This window comes from Streptomyces sp. NPDC111628 (assembly GCF_055635195.1).
In genome coordinates, this window is sequence record NZ_JBVKBZ010000003.1 from 1,290,240 (window position 1) to 1,303,885 (window position 13,646).

Here is a 13,646-nt window from a genome sequence, read left to right on the forward strand (position 1 = left end):
GGCACTCCGAGGCGCCGGCCGTACCGCAGGCCGGGCACGCCGACCCTGTGGTTGGCTTGAGGCATGGCTAAGCGCATCCGGGTTCGCGCCCCTGAGCTGGAGGGCAGGGGCGGCTGGATCAACACAGGTGACCGGGAGCTGACTCTGGCGGCCCTGCGCGGGCGGATCGTGATCGTCGACTTCTGGACCTTCTGCTGCATCAACTGCCTGCACGCCCTCGACGAACTGCGCGGGCTGGAGGAGAGACACCGGGACACCGTCGTGATCGTCGGTGTGCATTCACCGAAGTTCGTGCACGAAGCCGACCACAGGGCCGTTCTGGACGCCGTCGAACGCTACGCCGTGGAGCACCCTGTGCTGGACGACCCGGAGTTGGCCACCTGGAAGCAGTACGCGGTACGCGCCTGGCCCACCCTCGTCGTGATCGACCCCGAGGGCTACGTCGTCGCCCAGTACGCGGGCGAGGGACACGCGCCCGCCATCGAGCGGCTGGTCGAGGAGCTGGAGGCCGAGCACCTGGCCAAGGGCACCCTGCGGCGCGGCGACGCCCCGTACGTGGCGCCCGAACCGGAGCCGACGATCCTGCGCTTCCCCGGCAAGGCGCTGCTGCTGCCCTCCGGGACGTTCCTGGTCAGTGACACCACCCGGCACCAACTGGTGGAGCTGGCGCAGGACGGTGAGGGCCTCGTGCGGCGGGTGGGGAGCGGAGAGCGGGGTTTCGCGGACGGTCCCGCCGGCAACGCGTCCTTCAACGAGCCGCAGGGCCTGGCTCTGCTCGACGACGGCTCGGTGGTCGTCGCCGACACCGTCAATCACGCGCTGCGCCGCTACGATCCCGTCACCGGCGACGTCTCCACCCTGGCCGGCACGGGCCGGCAGTGGATGCGCGGGGAAGCCACGTCCGGGCCGGCCCGGGCCGTCAGCCTCTCCTCGCCCTGGGACGTCGCCCTGTGGAACGACCGGCTGTGGATCGCCATGGCGGGCATGCACCAGCTGTGGGCCTACGACCCGCGGGACGGCAGTGTCACCGTCACGGCGGGGACCACCGACGAAGGCCTCGTCGACGGGCCCGGCGCCGAGGCCTGGTTCGCGCAGCCGTCCGGGCTGGCGGCGTCCGGGGAGAGGCTCTGGGTCGCCGACTCCGAGACCTCCGCACTGCGCTGGGTCGACCTGGACGGCACGGTCCGAACGGCCGTCGGGACCGGACTGTTCGACTTCGGGCACCGGGACGGTCCGGCCGGGCAGGCCCTGCTGCAGCATCCGCTGGGCGTGACGGCCCTGCCCGACGGCTCGGTGGCCGTGTCCGACACCTACAACCACGCCCTGCGCCGCTACGACACGGCGACCGGCGAGGTCAGCACGCTCGCCACCGACCTGCGTGAGCCCAGCGACGCCGTGGTCGTCGGGGACGACATCGTGGTCGTCGAGTCGGCCGGGCACCGGCTGACCCGGTTGCGCCTGCCGCAGGAGGCCGTGCGTCCGGCGGGAGCCGCCCACCGGATCCGACGGGACGTGATAGAGGTGGCTCCGGGCATCCTGCGACTGGAGGTCGTCTTCCACGCACCTCCCGGACAGAAGCTCGACACGCGCTACGGGCCCTCGACCCGGCTCCTGGTCTCCGCCTCCCCACCCGAACTGCTGCGCACCGGGGAGGGTGCGGACACCGGCCCGGCCCGTCTGCTCGAACTGGACCCGACGGTCCCGGAGGGTGTGCTGCACGTGTCCGCCATGGCCGCGTCCTGCGACGACGACCCGGACATCCCGTTCCCGGCCTGCCACGTCCACCAGCAGGACTGGGACGTTCCGATCCGTCTCGCCGACGGCGCGGCGGGCAGCCTGTCGCTCGTCCTGGCCGGCCCGGACGACGCCTCCGCGTGACACGACCGTGGAGTCCGTTCGGGATCAGTGCCGCGAGACACGCGTGGATCCGGCCGTGCTCCGGACACCTCTCCGGGTTCGGTCCGTGCACTGCGCCTCTACTGCGCGTCGACACCCCGGTCGCGCGACCTGCGACCTCGCGGGCCGCCGGACTACTATCGGGCGGACCAAGAGGGCCGGAGCCCCGCAGACCGGGCAACGGGCCCGTGCACCGGCATCTCCCGGGGACGGACGGGACACTCCCCCGCAGGACCCACCTCCCGCCGCCCTCTTCGTGCGGCCGCGCCGCGGCCGATCACCGTCGTCGCCCCACCGGCACAGGAGTGGAGTCCGCCTCGGCATGAGTACCCCCGACAGTCCTCCCCGCGAGGTGGAGGTCGTTCAGCTGCTCGTCTCGCCGGTGCACCGATACGCCGGACGCCCGGCCGACGGCGCGGCGGCGGACCCGGACGGTGGCCTGGTCGAGCAGGTCGAGGTGCGCAGCCGGCTGGGGATCGTCGGCGACCGCTACTTCGCCCGGCCGGCGCACCGGGACGCGGCCATCACCGTGATGGCCGTGGAAGGCCTCCCCTTCGGCGCCGATCTCAGGCAGACCCGCCGAAACGTCCTGCTCCGCGGCATCGACATCGACTCGTGCATCGGCCGGACCATCGAACTCGACAGCGGCGCCGGACCCGTGGCGCTGGCGGTGAACCGAGCCGCACGGCCCTGCGCGTGGATGGACGCCGTCATCGGGCCGGGCGCGCAACGGGCACTGCGGGGAAAGGGCGGTGTCCGGTGCACACCGCTGACCGACGGTGTGATCCGTGTCGGCACAGCGCGCTTTCGCGTGCTGGAACAGCCCGACGACGGCAGGTAGCACTTCGTCGGGCTGGGCGCGCGGGTTCGGGCCGGCCGCCCGACGGTCGGGAACGCCGGTCCGCCGTCGTCAGGCCCCCTGGAGGCCCGCCTCCCCCAGCGGGATCGACAGCAGCGCGACGCCGGTCATGTCGAGGCATGCGACACCCCTCGCACGGACCATGCGCAGCACGACTCCGCCGCACTGCTGACAGCGCGCGACGAGGCCCGGGGCCTTGTCGTACACGTACAGACCGGCGAGCGGGCCCGTGCAACCGCAGTGTGCGCACCGGCTCGTCGCGGCGGTGACGTCGACGGCGAACACCTCGGAGAGGGGACCCGCCAGCGCGTTTCCGTCGATGTGTCCGTCAGGGACGCCGTCCGCGTCCGGTTCGTCCGTCCTCGTCGGCGCCATCTCAACCTCCACTGTCGCCGAAGCGTTCGGTGCGGACACGCTCCGGCGCGTGTCCGAGCAACACCAGATAGGCGGCCGCCTTCTCGACGAATCCCGTGGGCCCGCACACATAGCAGGTCGGCTCGAAGTCGGGCGGCCAGCCCTTTCGTGCAAGATCGTCGGGCGTGATGCGACCGGCAGGACGCGGCGCCTCCGCGGGTGTCTCCCGGGTGTAGAGATAGGCGGTGTCCAGCCCCGGCGCCCCCATACGGAGCTCGGAGCCGTACAACAGGTCCTCGGGGGTCCTCACGGAGTACAGGAGCCGAAACGGCGCCCTGCTGCCGGCTGCCTCCCGAGCGCGGACCATGCTCATCAGCGGCACGAGACCGGAGCCGCCTGCCACGAGCAGTACCGGCTCCGGCTGCCTGTGGTGCCAGACGAACCAGCCACCGACCGGGCCGCGCAGTTCGAGCTGGTCACCGGGGGCGAGTTCGTCGACCAGGTAGGGCGACACCTCGCCGTCGGGCAGGCGTTGGACAGTGAGCTCGATGCGTCCTTCCCCGGGCGCGGAGGCGATGGAGTAGCTGCGCTGGGTGCTGTACCCGTCCTCCGCGGTCAGCCGCACGTCCACGTGCTGGCCGGCCGTGTGCCCGGGCCAGTCGGGCACGTCGAGCTCCAGGGTCACGGCTGTGGCGGATTCCGCCCGGCGGCCGGTCACCTCGGCGACCCGCCACCGAAGCCGCTCTCCTAGTCTCCCTGGTACCGCTGTTCCCGCCATGGGTCTCCGTAGTTGTGATAGCCGGCGCCTTCCCAGAAGCCGGGGACGTCGCTCTCTTTCAGCTGGATGTCGCGCACCCACTTCGCGGACTTCCACAGGTACAGGTGCGGGACGAGGAGCCGTGCCGGCCCTCCGTGCTCGGGCGTCAGGTCGCCGCCGCCGTATCCGTAGGCGATCCATGCCTTGCCGTCGAGCAGATCGGCGAGCGGAACGTTGGTGGTGTAGCCGCCGTAGGAGCCGACAAGGACGTGCTCCGCCGCGGTCTCCACGTCCGCCAGCAGGACGTCCAGGGAGACGCCCCGCCATTCGGTGCCGAACTTCGACCATTTGGTCACGCAGTGCAGGTCGACCGTCGGGGACTCCGCCGACAGGGCCATCAGGCCGTCCCAGTCCCATGTGTGCCGCTGCCCGGTCTCCGTGGTGACGGACAGCTCCCAGGTCTCCCGTGGCACACGAGGGGTGGGCCCGGCCGACAGCACGGGGAAACTGGTGGTCTCGTACTGACCGGGCGGCAGTCTGGCACTGTCGAGCGGCCTTCGGCCGTGGAAACCTCGCGAGATGATGGCCATGCCCGCCGTCCTTCGCTGTCGGTTGTCGATGCCGTCGTGACGGCCCTGTGGGATACGCGTCGGCGGGCGGTGGCTTCTTACCTCACGCCGCCCGCGAGACCCGGTGCGTCCTGTTCCAGCCCTGACGTGACAGCCTGCTCATGCGGTTTTGTGGGTCTGCCCCCTTCCACGCTACCCGGGCTGCCGGGCAGGCGCCGCCGCTGGCGGCCTGTCGGGGTCGCGTTCAGAAGTCGTCGGGCGCGTCCGGCACGATATGGACGGCCGCCTCCTCCGCGGAGGACGCGCCGCCGTCGATGCCGACGTCCCGCGCCCAGTAGTCGTCACCGTCGTAGCCGGTGGTCGTGGTGCCGGTGTCCCAGCCCAGGAGGCGCCCCGCCCGCTTGTCGCCGACCTGGTCGTCGATGAGCTCTCCGTCCGTACCGACCGTGTCGCCGAGCCCGTCGCCGTCGTCGGACGGGTCGTTCTCCGGGAGCTCCCGCCGCAGCCGGTGCGTGAGGTCCTCGTGGGAAGCCCCCTCTCTCGCGGTGAGTCCCCAGTCGGTGACCGCGAAGGGTGATTCCGCCGGCGAGTAGCCCCGGTCGAGAACGTCCTCGCCGAGCTCGTCCTCGTCGTAGCCCTCCTGCGACCGGAGCGGGTTGGAGGCCGAGGGGTCGTCCTCGGAGGAGGGGAAATCGTCAGAAGCAGTCATTACGGCCTCCATGCCATGAACGGAGCGAGGTGAACGCCGATGCCCCTTCGGGCCGCGGCGGGGTGGACGGCTCCAGTCAAGGGGTGGGGCGTCGACGGGTCATCTACCACGGATGGTCCCCCTTGCCCGCCGGGCCGAGGAGAGCTTCTTGCCCTCGAATTCCATGACCTCCTCGGCGCTCCGTGTCCGCGGCAGGGCCCGCAATATGGCGGAAACAATTGTGCCGAACACCGCGCATTGGAAGTGCGCCCCGCTCACTCGCTGCCGGTCTGCTCCCCGACGGGTGCGGCGTATCTCTCGACGTGGGCGATCGCCATGTCGATGGCGATCCTCATGGGCGCAACGTCCTGCGCGGTCTGGGCCAGGAGATAGCCCCCCTGCACGGCTGCCATCAGGCCGGTGGCAAGCTTTTCGGTGTCGGCGTTTCGCACAAGGATCCCCGAGTCCCTCATCCTCGCGAGCCCCGCCGCGAGCAGCCCCTCCCAGGTGGCGAAGTGGCGGGCGATCGCCTGGCGCGCCTCCTCGTCCTGGTCGGCCAGCTCGCCGGCCAGGGAGCCTAGCGGACAGCCGTAAGCGCCGTTGTGCAGCGCATTTCGTTCGATCAGCGCATCGCGCCAGCGTTCCAGCCCTCGGAAAGAGTTGAGCCGCCGCAGTTGCTGGTGCTGACGTTCGAGCACTTCCGTGGCCCGTAGGGCCACAACGTCCCGCACCAGGGCGTCCTTGTCGGGGTAATGGCGATAGAGCTGGGACTTGCTCGTTCCGCTGGCCGCCCGGACGTCGTCCAGGGTTGTGAGAGCGACACCCCGGACACGCATCATGTCGGCAGCTGCCCTGAGGATGCGCTCCCGAGTCGCTCGCCCACGCTCGGTCAGTCGGCTGTCACCTGTGTCGCGCACCTGTTCTGCCACGCCGGCCAGGCTACCGTGGAGCCGATTTCCCGAAGAGAATGCACTTCGACGCTGCCCTCGCCCTTGCCGACGTGCGACCTCAGGCGTGTGCACCCGGGGAGGAGTAGGAATGGGACCGCCTGGTCGCGGGCGCGCCGAATCCTCCCGCTCGGGACCCGAGCGGGACCTCAGTCCGCCGCCAGCACCCGCTCCAGCCAGGAACGGCGGGCCTGCCACGCGGCCCGGCTGATCACCGCGTCCGGGACCACCAGGTCGAACGTGTGGTAGCCGCCGGACCACACACGGGCACATCAGCATCTGCCCGACCAGCCGCGGACCGCCCTTGTCACGCACGGACAAGCTCGGCGCGGCGGCCAGGCCACCGCCGGCGCTCGTCCCCGCGACGACGATCCGGTCCGCGTCCAAGCCGAGTTCGGCCGCGTGCTCAGCGGTCCACAGCAGCCCGGCGTAGACGTCGTCGAGCGGTGCCGGATGCGATGCTCCGGCGCGAGCCGGTACCGTGCCGAGATCAGCGACGCCCCCACCCGCTCGGCCTCGGAAGTACCCGACGCCCCCGGAACCGAGCGCGAAGTCACCTCGAACCGCCCGCCCCCGCCGCAACTCGTCGAGCGTCGGCACCTCCGCGGCGTCCTCGGCCCGGACCTTTGGCAGCCGCTCCAGGGTCATCGGGCCCGGACCGGCCTCCCGCACGGCACGGTATCCGTCAACCCGCAGGGCTTCACCGCCTGAGGGGCTGCGCCGGCACCGGGATCACAGCGCGCGGCCCAGCATCACCGCATCCGCCCGTCCGTCCGCCACGAGTGCGTAGGCCGAGGACAGTTCGCCGATCTGGCCGACCGGGGCGATCGGCAGTCCCGAGGCCCGCCGCAGCGTGTTCGCCAGGTCGACGTGGACCGCCTCGCGCACCGCGCGGGCGGCACGCAAGGGCAGCCGCATCCGGTTCTCCAGGCTGCCGCCGTACTCGTCCGCGCGGTGGTTGGTCAGCGGGGAGAGGAACTCGTGCAGGAGGTAACCGTGCGCTCCCTGGATCTCGACGGCGCCGTACCCCGCCAGGTCGGCCATCCGGGTGGCGTGGGCGAAGGCGCCGACCACCTCGTCGAGTGCGGCGTGGGACGCCGGGCGGGGGGCGCGCAGGTCACCGAAGGCGGCCGCTGTCGCCCCGATCGTCTCCCAGCCGCCGTCGGACGGGCCCACCGAGCCGTTCTGCCCCTCCCCCACCCACGGAAGCTGGTGCGATCCCTTGCGCCCCGAGGCCTGGAGATAAATGCAGTGATCGATGCGCTAAAAAAGCAATGATCAGTGCGACAATGGCCTCATGACGCCGTCGACCCCGTCCTCGCCCAACGCCGGCACCCGTCCCGGCGGCCGCTCCGCCAAAGTCCGCGCGGCCGTCCACCGGGCCGTCCAGGAACTCGTGAGGGAGGACAACACCGATGTGCTGACGATCCCGGTGGTGGCCGCCCGCGCCGGGGTGCACGCCACCACGGTGTACCGCCGGTGGGGCTCCATGGGCGATCTGCTGGCGGACGTCGCCACCAGTCGCTTCAGCGGCGACATCGTGGTACCGGACACCAAGAGCCTGCGAGAGGACCTGGAGCGCTACGCCTACGACCTGGCCCGGGACCTCTGCGACCCGGACACCCTCGCACTGGTCCGCGCCACCATCGGCACCGGCGGCGAACAGGGCGCGGCGGCCTGTCGCGGCGAGCGCGAGGCGGGCCTCGAAGCCATACTCGAACGGGAGAAGGCCCGCGGCGGACGGCCGCCGACGCTGGAACGCACCACGGACGCCGTGCTCGCCCCCCTGTACTACCGGGCCGTCTTCACCAACGAGCCCCTCACCCCCCGATGGGCCCGCGACCTCGTCTCCCACCTGCTGCCGGAGTGACAAGCCTGCCCCGCGGCGAGTTCGCCCGGCGCGGCCGTCGCCGCGTCGGGGACCCGTTACCGGGCCACCACGTCGGCGAGGAGCTTGGCGGTCGCCTCGGGGGCCTCGACGGGGAAGTGGTGGCTGCCGAGGTCCGTCAGGACGATGTCGAAGCGCTGCCGGTAGCGCTCGAGCGCGTCCTGGCCGGTGAGCGCGCGGATCGCGAAGACGGTGATGGGCTGCCTGGTCTCGCGCAGGACGGCGTCCATGTCCCAGTCGATCAGACCCTCGATCGCCAGCCGTCCGGCGGGCTGTCGCACGGCTGACATCTTGCCGAAGTACACCTCGCCGAGGGCGGGATCGGTGCCGGCCGGCGTGCCGCCCTCAACGAGACCTCGTACCGCACCGTTGAAGTCCTCCCGGAAGGCACGTCGTGCCGCCTCCGCCTCCTCGTCGCGCTGTACCGGGAACAGGCCCAGGTAGTGCAGGGCGTCCAGGGCGACGATGTGCGAGACGGTGTCGGGCAGCAGCCGGCCGAGCTCGACGGCGACGGCGCCGCCCATGGAGTGTCCGGCGACCACGGCCGAGCCGACCGACTCCGCCTCCAGCACGGCAGCCACGTCGTGGGCGAACTCCTCGATCGTCCAGGTGTCCCGCGTGGAGCGGGACTCACCGTGCTCGGCCAGGTCGACCGCGAGCACCCGGTAGTCCTGCGGCAGATGGCGGGTTACCTCGTCGTAGTCGCCGCGGTTGAGGGCCCAGCCGTGGACCAGGACCAGCGTGGGGCCGTCGGCCGGGCCGCTCGCCGTGTACCGGATCGTTGTGTGGTCGCCGCGCTGGACCTCGAAGTGCTGCCCTGCGTTGGTTTCCGTCGTCATGGTGTGCGTGTCTCCTCGGTGACGGGCGACGTATGCCGCCCCTGTCGCGGAACGGTTCGTGGTGGGCGGCGGGATGGGCCGGGGGCTCACTCGACCGGTGCCTCGGCGGTGCGGCGCCCGGTGCGCAGCCGATTGAGGCGCAGGGCGAGGGCGGCGAAGGTGATGACCGCGATGGCGGTCGCGTAGAACTCGGTGGCGGTCCGCAGGCCGAGGAGAGTGACGGCGATGCCGCCGAGGACGGCGGGCACGCTGTTGCCCAGGTAGTTGATGATGTTGGCCAGGGTGAAGACCGCGCTGCGCTCGTGCGGGCGGGCGATGCGGGTGAAGGTGCCGAAGGCGGCCAGGACCGAGGCGCCGAGGCCGAATCCGGCGACGACGGTTCCGGCGGCCGAGAGCAGGGCCTGGCTCTGGGTCACGCCGGCCAGCGAGACCAGGGTGCCGAGACCCAGCAGGGCGGACGCGGGAGCGAGCAGTCCGGACGCGGGGCGGGAACGGAGCAGGGAGATCGCGAGCGCTCCGGAACCGGCCAGCAGTGTGACGACGACACCGCCGGTCAGGTGGCTGTGCAGACCGAGGAGCTGGGCCGCGACGGACGGGCCGAGAGAGAGGTACATCCCGGCCAGTGCCCAGCCGGCGATCATGGCCGGGATCACCGGGACGATCTCCGCCCGCAGATGGGAGGGCATGGCGACCTTCGGACGCAGCGAGGCCAGGGCGCCGGGCCGGCGCTGCGAGGTCTCCGGCATCCGGGTCACGAACAGCGCGGCGAGGACCATGCCGCCGAACAGCATCCCGTAGACGAGACGGGTCGGGGCGGGGCCGTACTCCACCAGGACGCCGGAGCCGAGCGCTCCGAAGGCGAGGCCGGTCAACGGGGTGACCGAGTTGATGACGCCGGCCCGGCCACGGGCACGGGCCGGTTCCAGGTCGACGAGGGCGGCGCTCAGGGTCGTGGTCGCGGCACCGGTCGCGATGCCCTGCAGCACCCGGGCGACGGACAGTACGACCACGTTCCCGGCGGTGAGGAACAGGACGAGCGCGATCATCTCCAGGGCGATCGCCCCGGCCAGGACCGGCCGTCGGCCGAGGTGGTCGGAGAGCCCGCCGACGGTAAGCAGCGCGCCGAGCAGCCCGACCACGTAGAGGGCGAACACGACGGTCAGCACCCAGGCGGAGAAGCCCCATTGCTGCTGGTAGATGACGTACAGCGGGGACGGTGCGCTGGAGGCGGCCAGGAAGAGGACGAGTACGGCGGCGACCGCGGTGAAGGCACCCGTACCGCCGCGGCGGGGCTTCCGCTCCGGCGGCGGCCGGTACGAGCCGTTCCCCGGTGTGCGCCGCGGCCCCTCGGCCGGCGAATGGTGCGGGCGGTGCGGCTCACCGCTGGGGCGGTCGACCACGGCGCGGGTGACGGGGGTGACGGGGGTGCGGAGGGCGTACCAAGACATGAAGACCTCGCAGTGATCGTTGCCTTTAGGGCATGAGGGTAGCCCAAAAAGCAGCGACAACTGCAACATAAACGCAGTGTTCGCTGCGTCACATGGCCGGTCCGGGGCCGCTCCGAGTGGGCGCCCTCAGTGGGAGTCGCGGGGGACCTCGTGTCCGCGGTTTCCGCGCAGGAATCCGAAGTCGGCGCCCCGGTCTGCCTGTTCCACGTGCTGGGTGTAGAGCCAGGCGTAGCCGCCGGCGTGCCGTTCGGCGGGCGCCCGCCACGCCTGCCTGCGTCGCGTGAGCTCGGCGTCGTCGACGTCCAGGCGCAGGGTGCGGTTCGGGACGTCGAGGACGACCGGGTCCCCGTCGTGGACCAGGGCGAGGGGTCCGCCGACGGCGGCCTCGGGCGCCACGTGCAGGACCACCGTCCCGTACCCGGTGCCGCTCATCCGGCCGTCGCAGACGCGCACCATGTCCTTGACGCCGGCCTTCAGCAGCTTGGCGGGCAGGGGGACGTTGGAGACCTCGGGCATGCCGGGGTAGCCCTTGGGGCCGGCGTTGCGGATGACGACGACGGTGTTCTCGTCGATGTCGAGATCCGGGTCGTCGGCCACGTCGTGATACGCCTCGGGAGAGTCGAAGACACGCGCGGGGCCGCGGTGGGTGAGCAGGTGCGGTGACGCGGCGGACTGCTTGATCACGGCGCCGTCGGGGCACAGGTTGCCGCGGAGGACGGCGATCCCGGTGCCGGCCGGCTGGAAGGGGGTGTCGAGGCGGGTGATGACGTCGGAGTCGGAGTCGACCCGTTCGGTGTCCCCGGTGTCTCCGATGTCTCCGGTGCCCCTCGTGTTCTCGGCGATGGTGCGTCCGGTGACCGTGATCTGGTTGCCGTGCAGCAGCCCGCCGCTGAGCAGTTCGGTCAGGACGGCGGGCAGGCCGCCCGCGTAGCAGAAGTCCTCCATGAGGTACGTGCCGCTGGGCATCAGGTTGACCAGCGTCGGCACCGCGCGGGCCAGGTCGTCGAAGTCCCGCAGGCTCAACTCGACGCCGACGCGCCCGGCGAGGGCCAGGAGGTGGATGACGGCGTTCGTGGAGCCGCCGATGGCCGCGTTGACCCGGACGGCGTTCTCGAACGCCGCCCGGGTCAGGATCCCCGAGGGGCGCAGCTCCTCCTCCACCATCCCCACGATGCGCTGCCCCGCCGCCTGCGCGGTTTCCATCCGCCTGGAGTCGACCGCGGGCCAGGCCGCCGAACCCGGCAGCTGCATGCCGAGCGCCTCGGCCAGGCAGGCCATCGTCGAGGCGGTACCCATCGTCATGCAGTGCCCGTTGGAACGGGCCATGCAGCCTTCCGCGAAGAAGCACTCCTCCTCGGTCATCCGGCCGGTCTTCAGGTCCTCCTCGAACTTCCACACGTGGGTGCCGGACCCCACGTCCTGTCCCCGGTACTTTCCGTTGAGCATCGGCCCGCCGGTGACCATGACGGCGGGCAGGTCGACACTGGCGGCGCCCATGAGCATGGCGGGGGTCGTCTTGTCGCAGCCCGACAGCAACACGACACCGTCGAGCGGATTGGCCCGGACCAGCTCCTCGACCTCCATGGCCATGAGGTTGCGGTACAGCATGGCGGTGGGGCGCATCAGCGTCTCGCCGGTGGCCATGGTGGGGAACTGGAGCGGGAAGCCGCCGGCCTGCCACACACCGCGCTTGACGGCCTCGGCGACGCGGGTGAGGTGGGCATTGCACGGGGCGAGTTCGGAGGCACTGGTCGCGATGCCGATGACGGGGCGCCCGTCGAACACCTCGTGTCCGAAGCCCTGGCTGCGCATCCAGGAGCGGTACACCATGCCGCTGCGGCCCTGGGCGCCGAACCACGCCTGGCTGCGGCGACTCGTCCTCGGATCGTCGGTCATGCGGTCACTCCCGTGGCTCTGGCGTCGTCCGCTGCGCGATGGGGCGTTGCCGGGTGAGGACCCGCGGGCCGTACCTGTCCCACCATCATTGAACGCTTCGATCAACGGCGTCCAGGGGGCGGGCGGAGATCGTGGTGCACCGGCTCGCTGGGCCGCCCCCGCGCCGCCGCCTCACCCGCTCCGGACTTCGGTGTTCTGGCAGGCGTGCAGCAGCCAGCGTCCGTCGTCCTGCTTGGTCATGACGTACAGCGGCGCGCCCTCCGTGTCTCCCTCGGCCGAGTGGTAGACCTGCCGGACCTTGACCGCCGCCACGTCCGGGCGCAGGAACTGCGTGTGGATCACCTCGTAGGTGACGTCGCCGTCCCACACGGCCTGGGGCAGTACCGCGCGGGTGAACTCGGCGATCGCGTCGAGGCCCAGGAGCACCTTGCCGTGCCCGGTCGTCCAGAGGGCGTCGGGCCGGAAGAGGGTGAGGAACCCTTCGGCGTCCTTGTCGCGCTGGGTGCGTTCGACGGTGGCCACCACCAGCTCGATGGCCTTGATGTCCTCGGTGTCGGCTTCCGTGGGTGAGCCCTGTGTGTTCATGCGGATCACCGTGGTGCCTCAACCACGCTTGAGGTCAAGGGCCGGCCGGGACGGCGGAGACCGGCAGGGCGGGACGACCGAGACGGACCGGGACCCCGGGCGAGTAGAGGACGCTGACCGGGCCCTCTCCCGTCGCCGGTATCCCGGCACTCGCGACCAGGTCCTCGTCGCACGAGACGAGTCGGGCTCGGTGCAGGGGCCAGCGGGGATGGTGGTTGGGCAGGTACGCCGCTCCGCCGAAGAACATGTTGTGCATGCCCCAGCGGGCGGTGAGGAAGTGCTCCAGGGCCGTGGGCTCGTGGATGCGTTCGCCGGTCCGCAGGGTGATGCGGCTGTGGGCGCCGCGCGGACCCGGCCAGCGGCGGGAGCTGGTGTAGGTCACGGTGTCGCCCACGGAGCGGACGGTCATGCGGGACCACAGGTACGGCAGCCGGAAGCCGACGCGCCCCATCACCACCGGTATCAGCCGCGAGGCGTCCATCGACCGGAAGACCACGCCGCGCCGCCCGTGCGCGTCCACGCTGTACAGACGCACGTTGGTCTCCGGGAACGAGCCGAAGTACGGGATCCCGGGCAGCCGGAACCATCCCACCCGGTGCATGCGGAACGCGACGAGCCCGACGTAGGTGAGTCCGTCGTGCGTGTCGGGGACGGTGCCGCGCGGCATCAGTCCCGCCACGGCGGCGGGCTCGACGGCCCAGTGGATGAAGGCGAGGTCGAGCCACTCCTGGGTGAGGAGCGGCGTCCGTATCGCCGCGGGGGCGTCCGGGGTGACGGCGCTGGGCTTCTGCACGGCGCAAGGATGGCAGACGGTCGGGCGGAGCGGCCCGAGGGGGGCGGACGTACGGCCCGAGAGGAGCGGGCCGTACGTCCGGCCGGTCGGCCGCTCCTGCCGGAGTCCCCGCATGATTGACCCTCGA

At 71.6% G+C, this 13,646-nt stretch carries 14 protein-coding genes and 1 pseudogene; 3 read left to right on the forward strand and 12 right to left on the reverse strand.

Annotation, left to right across the window (positions count from 1 at the left end; genetic code table 11):
- Window positions 1–63 precede the first annotated feature (63 nt).
- Together ACZ7MF_RS20825 and ACZ7MF_RS20830 are read left to right on the forward strand one after the other, a co-directional pair.
- Window positions 64–1,878: an NHL domain-containing thioredoxin family protein gene (locus ACZ7MF_RS20825; RefSeq protein ID WP_471478354.1), complete on the forward strand. Its 1,815-nt coding sequence runs from the start codon at window positions 64–66 to the stop codon at window positions 1,876–1,878.
- A gap of 340 nt (window positions 1,879–2,218) precedes the next feature.
- Window positions 2,219–2,737, forward strand: coding sequence for a molybdenum cofactor biosysynthesis protein (locus ACZ7MF_RS20830; RefSeq protein ID WP_471478356.1), 519 nt, complete (start codon window positions 2,219–2,221; stop codon window positions 2,735–2,737).
- Between the two features lie 69 nt (window positions 2,738–2,806).
- Here ACZ7MF_RS20830 and ACZ7MF_RS20835 read toward each other — a convergent pair whose 3' ends face one another.
- The 7 genes and pseudogenes from ACZ7MF_RS20835 to ACZ7MF_RS20865 form a co-directional block, all read right to left on the reverse strand.
- Window positions 2,807–3,130: a DUF6510 family protein gene (locus ACZ7MF_RS20835; protein ID WP_471478358.1), complete on the reverse strand. Its 324-nt coding sequence runs from the start codon at window positions 3,128–3,130 to the stop codon at window positions 2,807–2,809.
- 1 nt (window position 3,131) lies between these two features.
- Complete coding sequence (locus ACZ7MF_RS20840) at window positions 3,132–3,887, reverse strand: ferredoxin reductase (RefSeq protein WP_471478360.1); 756 nt, start codon at window positions 3,885–3,887, stop codon at window positions 3,132–3,134.
- A complete protein-coding gene (locus tag ACZ7MF_RS20845; RefSeq protein WP_471478362.1) occupies window positions 3,857–4,456 on the reverse strand; it encodes a molybdopterin-dependent oxidoreductase in 600 nt (199 codons plus the stop codon). The genes ACZ7MF_RS20840 and ACZ7MF_RS20845 overlap by 31 nt, the downstream gene beginning before the upstream one ends.
- A 223-nt stretch (window positions 4,457–4,679) precedes the next feature.
- On the reverse strand, window positions 4,680–5,144 hold the full coding sequence (locus ACZ7MF_RS20850) for a DUF5709 domain-containing protein (protein WP_471478364.1): 465 nt from the start codon (window positions 5,142–5,144) through the stop codon (window positions 4,680–4,682).
- A 254-nt stretch (window positions 5,145–5,398) separates the two neighbouring features.
- Window positions 5,399–6,052, reverse strand: a complete 654-nt coding sequence (locus ACZ7MF_RS20855; protein WP_471478904.1) for a TetR/AcrR family transcriptional regulator — start codon at window positions 6,050–6,052, stop codon at window positions 5,399–5,401.
- 336 nt (window positions 6,053–6,388) lie between these two features.
- Window positions 6,389–6,718 (reverse strand): annotated as a pseudogene (locus ACZ7MF_RS20860) (alpha/beta hydrolase); the annotation flags it as partial.
- 84 nt (window positions 6,719–6,802) lie between these two features.
- Window positions 6,803–7,270: an oxidoreductase gene (locus ACZ7MF_RS20865; RefSeq protein WP_471478366.1), complete on the reverse strand. Its 468-nt coding sequence runs from the start codon at window positions 7,268–7,270 to the stop codon at window positions 6,803–6,805.
- 97 nt (window positions 7,271–7,367) lie between these two features.
- On the opposite strand from ACZ7MF_RS20865, the gene ACZ7MF_RS20870 reads away from it, so the two are divergent.
- On the forward strand, window positions 7,368–7,940 hold the full coding sequence (locus ACZ7MF_RS20870; RefSeq protein WP_471478368.1) for a TetR-like C-terminal domain-containing protein: 573 nt from the start codon (window positions 7,368–7,370) through the stop codon (window positions 7,938–7,940).
- Window positions 7,941–7,996: 56 nt separating this feature from the next.
- On the opposite strand, the gene ACZ7MF_RS20875 is transcribed toward ACZ7MF_RS20870, so the two are convergent.
- The 5 genes from ACZ7MF_RS20875 to ACZ7MF_RS20895 form a co-directional block, all read right to left on the reverse strand.
- Window positions 7,997–8,797: an alpha/beta fold hydrolase gene (locus ACZ7MF_RS20875; RefSeq protein ID WP_471478370.1), complete on the reverse strand. Its 801-nt coding sequence runs from the start codon at window positions 8,795–8,797 to the stop codon at window positions 7,997–7,999.
- A gap of 86 nt (window positions 8,798–8,883) precedes the next feature.
- Window positions 8,884–10,245, reverse strand: coding sequence for an MFS transporter (locus ACZ7MF_RS20880; protein WP_471478372.1), 1,362 nt, complete (start codon window positions 10,243–10,245; stop codon window positions 8,884–8,886).
- A gap of 126 nt (window positions 10,246–10,371) precedes the next feature.
- Window positions 10,372–12,141 carry an IlvD/Edd family dehydratase gene (locus ACZ7MF_RS20885; protein WP_471478374.1) on the reverse strand — a complete coding sequence of 590 codons (1,770 nt, stop codon included), beginning with the start codon at window positions 12,139–12,141 and terminating at the stop codon, window positions 10,372–10,374.
- Window positions 12,142–12,312: 171 nt separating this feature from the next.
- Complete coding sequence (locus tag ACZ7MF_RS20890) at window positions 12,313–12,726, reverse strand: SgcJ/EcaC family oxidoreductase (protein WP_471478376.1); 414 nt, start codon at window positions 12,724–12,726, stop codon at window positions 12,313–12,315.
- A gap of 34 nt (window positions 12,727–12,760) precedes the next feature.
- On the reverse strand, window positions 12,761–13,519 hold the full coding sequence (locus tag ACZ7MF_RS20895) for a YqjF family protein (RefSeq protein ID WP_471478378.1): 759 nt from the start codon (window positions 13,517–13,519) through the stop codon (window positions 12,761–12,763).
- Between the last annotated feature and the right edge of the window lie 127 nt (window positions 13,520–13,646).

Excerpts from the sequence above, each read along its gene's own strand:
- ACZ7MF_RS20870 (WP_471478368.1), top strand. The coding sequence starts at position 7,368 with ATGACGCCGTCGACCCCGTCCTCGCCCAACGCCGGCACCCGTCCCGGC.
- ACZ7MF_RS20885 (WP_471478374.1), bottom strand. The coding sequence starts at position 12,141 with ATGACCGACGATCCGAGGACGAGTCGCCGCAGCCAGGCGTGGTTCGGC.
- ACZ7MF_RS20850 (WP_471478364.1), bottom strand. The coding sequence starts at position 5,144 with ATGACTGCTTCTGACGATTTCCCCTCCTCCGAGGACGACCCCTCGGCC.
- ACZ7MF_RS20890 (WP_471478376.1), bottom strand. The coding sequence starts at position 12,726 with ATGAACACACAGGGCTCACCCACGGAAGCCGACACCGAGGACATCAAG.
- ACZ7MF_RS20875 (WP_471478370.1), bottom strand. The coding sequence starts at position 8,797 with ATGACGACGGAAACCAACGCAGGGCAGCACTTCGAGGTCCAGCGCGGC.
- ACZ7MF_RS20830 (WP_471478356.1), top strand. The coding sequence starts at position 2,219 with ATGAGTACCCCCGACAGTCCTCCCCGCGAGGTGGAGGTCGTTCAGCTG.
- ACZ7MF_RS20825 (WP_471478354.1), top strand. The coding sequence starts at position 64 with ATGGCTAAGCGCATCCGGGTTCGCGCCCCTGAGCTGGAGGGCAGGGGC.
- ACZ7MF_RS20845 (WP_471478362.1), bottom strand. The coding sequence starts at position 4,456 with ATGGCCATCATCTCGCGAGGTTTCCACGGCCGAAGGCCGCTCGACAGT.
- ACZ7MF_RS20835 (WP_471478358.1), bottom strand. The coding sequence starts at position 3,130 with ATGGCGCCGACGAGGACGGACGAACCGGACGCGGACGGCGTCCCTGAC.
- ACZ7MF_RS20880 (WP_471478372.1), bottom strand. The coding sequence starts at position 10,245 with ATGTCTTGGTACGCCCTCCGCACCCCCGTCACCCCCGTCACCCGCGCC.
- ACZ7MF_RS20840 (WP_471478360.1), bottom strand. The coding sequence starts at position 3,887 with ATGGCGGGAACAGCGGTACCAGGGAGACTAGGAGAGCGGCTTCGGTGG.